We start from the raw sequence: 9,345 nt of genomic DNA, 5'->3' as shown, positions 1-9,345 counted from the left end.
ACTCAACTCGTTGAATCTCAAGGAGTTTTGCGTTCCGTTGTCGCTGGAAGTGGGGCGCATTATAAGGGGATCTGAAACCCCGTCAACCTTTAATTTCAGGAAATTGAAATATAGAGGGAACCCAAGCCCACAACGCGCACTGTTCTCACGGGCCATAACCTTCCCTTGCACACCCCACCGTAAATTGCGCACTATATTGCTCACCCCGCCGCACAACCATGGACCCTCCCCCCACAATGAACACCCCCCAACGCAGTCTGGCCGCCACCCTGTTCCCCATCGGCCTGCTGCTGATCGCCATGGCTTCCATCCAGTCCGGCGCCTCGCTGGCCAAAAGCATGTTCCCTGTCGTAGGCGCACAAGGCACCACCACCCTGCGCCTGATCTTCGCCAGCATCATCATGCTGTTGCTGCTGCGCCCTTGGCGGGCACGGCTGGACGCCAGCACCCTGCGCAGCGTGGTCATCTACGGCATGGCCCTGGGCGGAATGAATTTCCTCTTCTATATGTCGCTGCGCAGCGTGCCCTTGGGGATCGCCGTGGCACTCGAATTCACCGGCCCGCTGGCCGTAGCACTATGGGCCTCGCGCCGGGCGCTCGACTTTATCTGGATCGGCCTGGCGGTAGTTGGCCTGCTGCTGCTGATCCCCGTCGGCCAGTCCGGCGCCAGCATCGACCCGTTGGGTGCCGGCTATGCATTGGGGGCAGGCGTATGTTGGGCGCTCTACATTCTATATGGCCAGCGCGCGGGCGCCGAAAACGGCATCCAGACTGCCGCACTGGGGGTGGTGATCGCCGCGCTGTTCGTGGCCCCCATCGGCATCGTCCATGCCGGCAGCGCACTGTTCACTCCGGCTTTGCTACCTGTGGCACTGGGCGTCGCGATCCTCTCGACAGCACTCCCCTATAGCCTGGAAATGGTCGCCCTGACCCGCATGCCCGCCCGCACATTCGGCACCCTGATGAGCATTGAACCGGCATTCGGGGCGCTTTCAGGCTTGCTGTTCCTGGGCGAGAAACTCACCACCTGGCAATGGCTGGCCATCCTTGCCATCATCACCGCCTCGGTCGGCGCAACCCTGTCGATGAGACGCGAAACAGCACCCGCCGTGGCCGCCGACTGATTTGAGAAATATTTGCATTTAAAACATGCCTGGCCTTGTACCGCTCCCGCAGGCTGATTAAGCTGTCACAAAATCATAATCAAGACGCTATCTACTTGGCTGCAAAAGGACGCAGGGGAATCTCAGGGAAGACTCGAAGCGCTGACGACAGGCCCGGGCATGTAACCGGGCCCGCATAAGGACAGGAATGAAACGTATTTTTCTCATCCTGGCCATCTTGGCCATTGCTGGATGTGCCGCGACTGCCAAGACTGAGGTGAAGCGGGGGAAGAAGGGCATGCACATCAACTGCTCGGGCCTCTCTTCGTCGTGGGACAAGTGCTACAGCAAAGCTGCAAGCTCCTGTAGCAGCAAAGGCTACAAAGTCATCGCTCGCTCTGGCGACAGCGATGAAGAGCCCGGCGACTATATCTTCGGCATCAACCCGGCCGGCTATACCAGCCGCAGCATGATCGTGATCTGCAAGTAAACATGAAAAAAGGGCAGCCTCCGGGCTGCCCTTTGCGTTGCTGTCAGATCGGTGCCGTGCGCCGTTCCAGCCACTCCAGCGCATCGCCCTGGAGCAGCGGCGATAGCCGCTCCCGCACAGTCTCGTGATAGCAATCAAGCCAGGCGATATCCTCGCTGCTCAGCCCCTCGCGCAACAGGCAGCGCGTATCGATCGGGCACAAGGTCAATGTTTCGAATTCGAGGAAATCGCCGAACGCACTGCTGCCAGCCTCGCGATTGACCACCAGATTCTCGATCCGCACCCCCCACTGCCCCGGCCGATAAGTGCCAGGCTCGATCGAACTGATCATCCCCGGCTGCATCGCCGTCTGTGGCGCGGCCGCCGCTTGGTAGGCAATCACCTGCGGCCCTTCGTGCACATTCATGAAGTAGCCCACACCATGGCCGGTGCCATGCCCGTAATCGACCTGATCTGCCCAGATCGGCGCCCGTGCGATGGCGTCGAGCAAAGGTGAAAGAATGCCGCGCGGAAACTTCGCCCGTGACAGCGCGATCATGCCCTTGAGCACCCGCGTGCAATCGGCCTTCTGCTCATGGTTGGGCTCCCCGATGGGCACCATGCGCGTGATGTCGGTGGTACCTCCCAGGTACTGGCCGCCGGAATCGATCAACAGCAGGCCATTCCCTTCAACAATCGCATGCGATTGATGGGTGGCATGGTAATGGGGCATTGCACCATTGGCGTTGTAGGCCGCAATGGTCGAGAAGCTCAACGATACGAAACCAGGCCGCCGGGCACGCGCCTCGCTCAGTTTCTCGTCGATGGTCAGTTCGGTAATTTCCTGCTGCCCCTGATGGGCTTCGAACCAGGCAAAGAATTCGCACAGCGCCGCGCCGTCCTGCTCCATGGCCTTGCGGATGTGAAGCAGATCCCCCTCCCCCTTGCGCGACTTGCTCACGGTCGTGGGGTTGATGGCTTCAACCAGCCGGACCTCGCTCGCAAGGTGGTCCAGCAAACCACAGGTGACCCGCGCCGGGTCCACCATCAAGCTGCTTTCAGCGGGGATTGCCGCCAGCGCGCTGCGCACCTCGGTGTAATCGCACACATCGATGCAGTCGGCCTTCAGTACCTGGTTCAGATGGTCATCGACCTTGTCCCTGCCGACGAACAGGTAGGCTTTGTCCTGGCCGATCAATGCAAATGAAACAAACACGGGGTTGTAGGAGACATCGCTGCCACGCAGGTTGAACAGCCAGGCAATGTCATCGAGCGTGGCAATAAAATGCCAGTCGGCGCCCTTGCTTTTCAGCGTGCTGCGCAGCTCTGCAAGCTTTTGCGCACGATTGACCGTGGCGTACGGCGTCAGGTGCTGATACACCGGATTGCCCGGCAAGGGCGGCCGGTCAGTCCAGACCTGTTCAAACAGATCAAGATCGGTACGCAGGCTCACGCCCCGGGCCTGCAAGCGCTCGTTCAGTTGACGCGCCGAAGCCAAAGCCATCACCGCGCCGTCCACGGCGACTGTGCCCTGAACATGCTCGCCCAACCACTCAAGCGCCCCCGGCTGTCCGGGCCGCAGCTTCATCAGCTCGATACCGCTACCCGCCAACTCTTTATCCGCCTGCTCCCAATAACGGCTGTCAGCCCACACCCCGGCGAAGTCCGCCGTCACCACCAGCGTGCCCACCGAACCGTGGAAACCGGACAACCATTGCCGCCCCTGCCAATGGCCCGGCAGGTATTCGGACAGATGCGGGTCGGCGGAAGGTACCAACAGGGCATCGACCCCCTCGCGGGCCATGACCTGACGCACTCGGGCCAGACGCGCCGGTACGGTTTCCTGAAGGGGGGACTGACTGTTCATGCGCACTCCTGCGGACACATCTCGACTGATCCAGGCCGTCGATAATGGAACAGGCTGCCACCGCCCGCAATCTTCACGACGGGAACAGCGCCAGGATTGCCCCATGCGCCCTGCAAACCGCCGATCAATCCCGCTGAACTTTGCCTGCCTGATGCCTTCACAGCCCATACATACTTCAGTGCACGCGAGGCCCCCATGCCCCACACCCGCGAGCCGAAAACCGCTGTCGCACTGCTCGACACCCGCGAGCACACTTCGGACCACGAACACGCCGTCCAGCTCAAACTGGCCGACGGCCTTGCACAGTTGCTGAACCTGCCGCGAGCCCAACCCGGCCAGCCAGCAACCGACGATGCCCACTACTATTACCTGGCCACCGATACCCTGATCGACCCGGCACGCTACGCACCACTGGGCATCCACAGCGAACGCGACCTGTTCGGCGGATTGGTCAGCCACCCCTACATGGCCACCAAGGCCATCTCCCATCCCCTGCCCGCCGGGGCAAGTTTCCCGCCGGGCTGGACGGATGGGTTCGCCAGGGATGCCAGCAGCGCCTTGCTGCGGGGCTACACCGTCTTCAGCAAGGACGACGCGCGCCGCGCCGCCTTGCTACTGGCCGCAGGCCGAATCCGCATCAAGCCAGTGCGGGCCTGCGCCGGTCGTGGCCAACAGGTCATCACCCGGCCCGAAGCATTGGAAACACTGCTGCAGCCGATGGACGACCAACAGCTCGCCGTATGGGGCCTGGTGCTGGAAGAAGACCTGAGCGACGTCGAAACCTTCAGCGTCGGACAGGTACGTGTCGCCGGGCTCACCCTGAGCTACCACGGCACCCAGCAGCTCACCCACGACCACGCTGGCACCGAGGTGTACGGCGGCTCCGACCTGCACGTGGTGCGCGGCGACTACCAACAACTGCTGCAGTTACCGCTGGAAGACCATCTGCGGCTGGCCATCAACCAGGCCATGACCTACGAGCAGGCTGCCGAACGCCACTTCCCTGGCTTCATCGCCTCGCGACGCAACTACGACATCGCCCGCGGCACCGACCCGCACGGCCACCTGCGCAGCGGCGTGCTGGAGCAGTCGTGGCGCCCGGGCGGGGCCAGCAGCGCGGAGCTCCTCGCATTGCTGGCCTTCGCCGACGACCCGGCCCTGCAGCAAGTGCGCGCATCAACCCATGAAGTGTTCGGCGAAGCCCGACTCCCGGCCGACGCCACCCTCTTCTATCAGGGGCATGACAGTGAACTGGGACAACTCAGCAAATATGCACGGATCCGCGACCATGACCATCGAAAGTGAAACCATCGAGCTGGCCGTCGAAGGCGAATGCATCGCCGGCACCCTGGTCAGCCCCGGCAGCAAGATGCCGGGCATCCTCTTCGTCCACGGCTGGGGCGGCAGCCAGCAGCGCGACCTGGCGCGGGCCCGACAGATCACCGGGCTGGGCTGCGTGTGCATGACCTTCGACCTGCGCGGCCACGAGAAGACGCAAAGCCAGCGCCTGACCGTCACCCGCGAGCAGAACCTCGCCGACCTGCTGGCCGCCTACGACCGCCTCGCCAGCCACCCTGCCGTCGACCCCGCCGCCATGGCCGTCATCGGCAGCAGTTATGGCGGTTACCTGGCCACCCTGCTCACCCGCCGCCGAGCGGTGAAATGGTTGGCACTGAGGGTGCCGGCACTGTATTGGGACGATGAATGGAACAGCCCCAAGCAGGCACTGGACCGTCAACGCCTCAACGCCTATCGCCTGCGCGCCCTGAGCCCGGCCGACAACAGCGCCCTCGCCGCCTGCGCGGAATTCGCCGGCGACGTGCTGCTGGTGGAGTCCGAACAGGACGACTATGTACCGCACAGCACCCTGATGAGCTACCGCTCGGCGTTCGTCGGCGCACACTCGCTGACCCACCGCACCGTCGATGGCGCCGATCACGCGCTATCGAGCGAAGAGAGCCAGAAAGCCTACAGCGCGATGCTGAGCGCATGGGTCAGCGAGATGGTCATCGGCGCACGCCTGGACCGCTACCCACACTACGCGCCCTGGTACGCCTGAGCCGCACCGACCTGGCAGTGCAGGCCGCCATCGACACCCCGCACCAGGCTACGCAAGGCCTGGTAGGCCGCGAAGTTGACGCCGCGGGCCTGGTGCTGGCGCAACAGTTCGAGGAACGGCTCCTCGACGAAGCGGCTGGCGGCCGCCGCCCATGCGCCGCGCGACTGCCATTGCAGGTATTGGAGCACCCGACAGCCGTCGTCACTGGCCTGGATGCTGACGCCCTGCAAGCCTTCACAACGCTGCGCCAGTTGCTCGCTACGCGTGACCAGGGCCTGGGCCAGCGCCTGCTGATGCCCAGGCGGGACGTCGTACTCGATCATCTGGGTGAACCACAGGGAATGGGCATTTAGCACCATGGACTGTCTCCTTGCTTGGGCCACTTTCAACCTATTGGCGCGCAGGTTAAAACCTCCAGTTAACTCAAGGTCAAGGACTTTCTCCTGGAAGCCCCCCGGAACAGCGTGTCCACCGCGCAACCAGCAGGATCGGCTAATCCTCACTCACCGCCAACCGCGAACCGCCGCCGGTAGTCACTGGGGGTCATGCCAGTAAGGCGCTGGAACACCTTGCGAAAGGCGCCGGGGTCCTGATAGCCGACGCCCCAGGCGATCTGGTCGACGCTGCGCCGGGTGAACTCCAGCAGCCGGCAGGCGCGGCCAACCCGCACTTGCTGGGCATACTCGGTGGGACGCAGGCCGGTGGCGGCGCGAAAGCGGCGCAGGAAAGTGCGCGGTTCAAGCCCGGCACAGCGGGCCATGTCGGCCAGGCCGGCAACGCGAGCCTGCTCACCCTGCAGCCAATGCTGCACCCGCAGCACCGCCTCGTCGCCATGCTCCAGCCGCGGGGTGAACAGCGCCCCCGGCACAGGCGCCGGTGCCGGCTCCACCGCCAGGTAGCGCGCGGTCTCACGGGCCAGGGTGTGGCCAAGGAAGCGCTCGATCAGGTGCAGACCCAGGTCGGTCCAGGCCATCAGGCCGGCGGACGTGACGATATCGCCATCGTCCAGCAGTGGCTGGCTGGTCGCCACCCGCACTTTGGGGAAGCGCTCGCTCAGGGCCTGGGCGTAGTTCCAGTGAGTGCAGGCCGAACGCCCGTCGAGCAGGCCGCTGCCCGCTATCAGGAACACCCCGATGCACACCGAAGCCAACACCGTCCCCTGGCCATGCAAGCCGCAGAGTGCGGGGCGATGAGCGGCCAGCAGCTCGCCGGAGGGCGTGGCAGCCAGGCTGGGGGGAATCAACATCGCCCGTGGCGCATGCCCGGCCTGCGGCAGGCTGTCGTGAATGACCTGCAGTTGCCCAGCGGCATCGAGTTGCCAGTGGCTGACACGCAGCAGCGGCAACTGGTGCTCACCCAGTTCGGCCGCCACCCGGTTGGCCACCGTGAACAGGTCGGTCAAACCATGCACCGCCGCACTCTGTGCCCCTGGGTACAGCAACACGCCAATTTCCAGGCTGTCAGTTTTTGCCGTCATTGTGTCGCTCGCGCCAATCCTCGATCCGATCGTTCAAGCCTATAACTATCAGCAGTTCATCACTACTGCCGCAGGAGGCACCATGAACAAGCAGGCACTGATCATCATCGACATCCAGAATGACTACTTCCCCGGCGGCAAATGGACCCTCGACGGCGCCGAGGCCGCCGCCGACAACGCCGCCCGGCTGCTCGACGCTGCGCGTAAACGGGGCGACCTGGTGATCCACGTGCGTCACGAATTCGAGAGCAACGACGCCCCCTTCTTCGCCCCAGGCTCGGCCGGTGCACGGATTCACCACAAGGTCGAACCTGCCAACGACGAGGCCGTGGTGCTCAAGCACAAGGTCAACAGCTTCCGCGACACCAACCTGAAGGCGCTGCTGGACCAACACGATGTCAAGGCGCTGACCATCGCCGGCAGCATGAGCCATATGTGTGTCGATGCCGCCACCCGGGCTGCGGCCGACTATGGCTATGACGTCACCGTGGCCCATGACGCCTGCGCCACCCTGCCATTGACCTTCGACGGCAAGCAGGTGCCAGCCGCCGAGGTGCACGCCTCGGCGATGGCCGCACTGGCCTTCGCCTACGCCAAGGTGGTCAGCACCGACGAACTGCTGAAGGGTTGACCGCTCAGATCACTACATTGCGCACGAAGCGCACGGCCTGCAGGCCATCATTGCGATAGGCATAGCGGCAGTTGCTGGGGAACACGTGGAACTGGCCGGTCATCAAGTGGTACTCGACGCCTTCGATGACCAGCGTCAGCTGCCCTTCGGCGACGTAGATCTGCTCGCTCCAACCCGCCGCGTCGGCCTCGCTGGCGTAGCACTCGCCAGGCGCCAGGGTCCACTCCCACAGCTCTGCCTCGCGCCGGGCCGGGCTGCTGCCCAGCAGCACCGCCCGGCTACCGGGGTGTTCACCGGCCCAGGCCAACTCGTCGATGCGGCTAGGGTCACGTTGGTCGGGCGCCTGGATCAGCGTGCTGAAAGCGACACCCAACGCCTCGGCAATCAGGTCGAGGGTGGTCAGGCTGACATTCTTCTCGCCCGCCTCGATGGCCACCAGCATTCGCCGGCTGACCCCGGAACGCTCGGCCAGCGCCGCCTGGCTGAGGCCGGCGTCGCCACGCAGGCGGCGAACATTCTGGCTGACATGCTGCAACACCGAGGTACGGTGTTCGGTTTCTTTGTGCACTATATTGCTCACTAGCAGGGGTTGCGCAGTATACTGCCCACTTTGCGGCGGATTGTGCGCCGCCCCTGCCGAGCACGCAAGCCCATGAGCCAAGCCACCCACAGCAAACCCGCCGTCACCTTCCGCCTGAGCAAGGCCGAGCTGGTGCTGGTGTTCATCACCATGCTCTGGGGTGGCACCTTCCTGATCGTGCACACGGTCATGAGCGTCAGCGGGCCGATGTTCTTCGTCGGCCTGCGCTTCGCCGCCGCCGCGTTGTTCGTCGGCCTGGTGTCGGCGCGTTCGCTGCCTGGGCTGACCTTCACCGAACTCAAGGCCGGCATGCTCATCGGCGTGTCGATCATGCTCGGCTACGGTTTGCAGACCATGGGCCTGCAGACCATCAGCAGCAGCCAGTCGGCGTTCATCACCGCGCTGTACGTGCCCTTCGTGCCACTGCTGCAATGGCTGGTGCTGGGGCGCCGCCCCGGGCTGATGCCAAGCCTGGGCATCTGCCTGGCCTTCGCCGGCCTGATGCTGCTGGCCGGCCCCGAAGGCGGCAGCTTGCACTTCAGCGAAGGCGAGCTGGTGACGCTGGTCAGCGCCGTGGCCATTGCCGGCGAGATCATCCTGATCAGCCGTTATGCCGGCAAGGTCGATGTGCGCCGGGTCACCGTGGTGCAACTGGCGACTGCCTCGGCGCTGGCGTTCCTGATGATCGTGCCGACCCAGGAGCAACTCCCCGACTTCTCCTGGTTGCTGCTGGTCAGCGCCGTAGGCCTGGGTGCCATGAGCGCGGTGATCCAGGTGGCGATGAACTGGGCGCAGCAGTCGGTTTCGCCCACCCGCGCCACCTTGATCTATGCCGGCGAGCCGGTGTGGGCCGGCGTTGTCGGGCGCATTGCCGGCGAGCGCCTGCCGGGGGTGGCCCTGATCGGCGGGCTGCTGATCGTGCTGGCGGTGGTGGTAAGCGAGCTGAAGATCCGGCGCAGCGACGAGGCCGCCGCATTGCAGGACGAAGACGAGCGTCAACGTGAAGCCGGGCTGTGATGCGGCCAACACCCGCTATGCTTTGTAAAGAACTGTTATAAAAAAACAGCTTGTCACAGCACATTTGTAGGATCCTGCAACCGCTTGCGTGTTGGTGATACACACCCCGGCACGTATGATCCTTGGCAAACTTCTCAGAACA

10 protein-coding genes are annotated in these 9,345 nt (G+C 64.0%); 6 read left to right on the top strand and 4 right to left on the bottom strand.

All coding sequences use genetic code 11. From position 1 onward, the window contains the following. Positions 1 to 236 precede the first annotated feature (236 nt). Complete coding sequence (gene rhtA, locus DM373_RS16465) at positions 237 to 1,124, top strand: threonine/homoserine exporter RhtA (RefSeq protein WP_110994592.1); 888 nt, start codon at positions 237 to 239, stop codon at positions 1,122 to 1,124. Between the two features lie 187 nt (positions 1,125 to 1,311). Further along, positions 1,312 to 1,593, top strand: a complete 282-nt coding sequence (locus DM373_RS16460) for a hypothetical protein (protein ID WP_110994591.1) — start codon at positions 1,312 to 1,314, stop codon at positions 1,591 to 1,593. Positions 1,594 to 1,636: 43 nt separating this feature from the next. On the opposite strand, the gene DM373_RS16455 is transcribed toward DM373_RS16460, so the two are convergent. Further along, positions 1,637 to 3,439 carry an aminopeptidase P family protein gene (locus DM373_RS16455; RefSeq protein ID WP_110994590.1) on the bottom strand — a complete coding sequence of 601 codons (1,803 nt, stop codon included), beginning with the start codon at positions 3,437 to 3,439 and terminating at the stop codon, positions 1,637 to 1,639. A 195-nt stretch (positions 3,440 to 3,634) separates the two neighbouring features. Here DM373_RS16455 and DM373_RS16450 point away from each other — a divergent pair, with 195 nt between their 5' ends. Both DM373_RS16450 and DM373_RS16445 read left to right on the top strand, forming a co-directional pair. After that, positions 3,635 to 4,744, top strand: coding sequence for a DUF3182 family protein (locus DM373_RS16450; protein WP_110994589.1), 1,110 nt, complete (start codon positions 3,635 to 3,637; stop codon positions 4,742 to 4,744). Further along, positions 4,728 to 5,498, top strand: coding sequence for an alpha/beta hydrolase family protein (locus tag DM373_RS16445; protein WP_110994588.1), 771 nt, complete (start codon positions 4,728 to 4,730; stop codon positions 5,496 to 5,498). The genes DM373_RS16450 and DM373_RS16445 overlap by 17 nt, the downstream gene beginning before the upstream one ends. Here the strand turns inward: DM373_RS16445 and DM373_RS16440 are convergent. Further along, positions 5,477 to 5,857 (bottom strand): antibiotic biosynthesis monooxygenase, encoded by a 381-nt coding sequence (locus DM373_RS16440; protein WP_110994587.1) that lies wholly within the window; start codon positions 5,855 to 5,857, stop codon positions 5,477 to 5,479. The two genes, DM373_RS16445 and DM373_RS16440, sit on opposite strands and share 22 nt — an antisense overlap. Before the next feature lie 140 nt (positions 5,858 to 5,997). After that, positions 5,998 to 6,975 carry a GlxA family transcriptional regulator gene (locus DM373_RS16435; protein WP_110994586.1) on the bottom strand — a complete coding sequence of 326 codons (978 nt, stop codon included), beginning with the start codon at positions 6,973 to 6,975 and terminating at the stop codon, positions 5,998 to 6,000. Positions 6,976 to 7,057: 82 nt separating this feature from the next. On the opposite strand from DM373_RS16435, the gene DM373_RS16430 reads away from it, so the two are divergent. After that, positions 7,058 to 7,606: a cysteine hydrolase family protein gene (locus DM373_RS16430; RefSeq protein WP_110994585.1), complete on the top strand. Its 549-nt coding sequence runs from the start codon at positions 7,058 to 7,060 to the stop codon at positions 7,604 to 7,606. A gap of 4 nt (positions 7,607 to 7,610) precedes the next feature. On the opposite strand, the gene DM373_RS16425 is transcribed toward DM373_RS16430, so the two are convergent. Next, positions 7,611 to 8,174, bottom strand: coding sequence for a helix-turn-helix domain-containing protein (locus DM373_RS16425; protein ID WP_110994584.1), 564 nt, complete (start codon positions 8,172 to 8,174; stop codon positions 7,611 to 7,613). An 84-nt stretch (positions 8,175 to 8,258) separates the two neighbouring features. Here DM373_RS16425 and DM373_RS16420 point away from each other — a divergent pair, with 84 nt between their 5' ends. Beyond that, on the top strand, positions 8,259 to 9,203 hold the full coding sequence (locus DM373_RS16420) for a DMT family transporter (RefSeq protein WP_110994583.1): 945 nt from the start codon (positions 8,259 to 8,261) through the stop codon (positions 9,201 to 9,203). The last annotated feature ends 142 nt before the right edge of the window (positions 9,204 to 9,345 follow it).

This window comes from Pseudomonas sichuanensis, assembly GCF_003231305.1.
Taxonomy (GTDB): Bacteria; Pseudomonadota; Gammaproteobacteria; order Pseudomonadales; family Pseudomonadaceae; genus Aquipseudomonas; species Aquipseudomonas sichuanensis.
Note: the sequence above shows the minus strand (reverse complement) of the source record. Positions and strands in the feature narration are given on the sequence as shown.

Bases quoted from the DNA above. Each gene is read 5' to 3' on its own strand.
- DM373_RS16460 (WP_110994591.1), top strand. From the start codon at position 1,312: ATGAAACGTATTTTTCTCATCCTGGCCATCTTGGCCATTGCTGGATGT.
- rhtA (WP_110994592.1), top strand. From the start codon at position 237: ATGAACACCCCCCAACGCAGTCTGGCCGCCACCCTGTTCCCCATCGGC.
- DM373_RS16440 (WP_110994587.1), bottom strand. From the start codon at position 5,857: ATGGTGCTAAATGCCCATTCCCTGTGGTTCACCCAGATGATCGAGTAC.
- DM373_RS16455 (WP_110994590.1), bottom strand. From the start codon at position 3,439: ATGAACAGTCAGTCCCCCCTTCAGGAAACCGTACCGGCGCGTCTGGCC.
- DM373_RS16445 (WP_110994588.1), top strand. From the start codon at position 4,728: ATGACCATCGAAAGTGAAACCATCGAGCTGGCCGTCGAAGGCGAATGC.
- DM373_RS16430 (WP_110994585.1), top strand. From the start codon at position 7,058: ATGAACAAGCAGGCACTGATCATCATCGACATCCAGAATGACTACTTC.
- DM373_RS16420 (WP_110994583.1), top strand. From the start codon at position 8,259: ATGAGCCAAGCCACCCACAGCAAACCCGCCGTCACCTTCCGCCTGAGC.
- DM373_RS16435 (WP_110994586.1), bottom strand. From the start codon at position 6,975: ATGACGGCAAAAACTGACAGCCTGGAAATTGGCGTGTTGCTGTACCCA.
- DM373_RS16450 (WP_110994589.1), top strand. From the start codon at position 3,635: ATGCCCCACACCCGCGAGCCGAAAACCGCTGTCGCACTGCTCGACACC.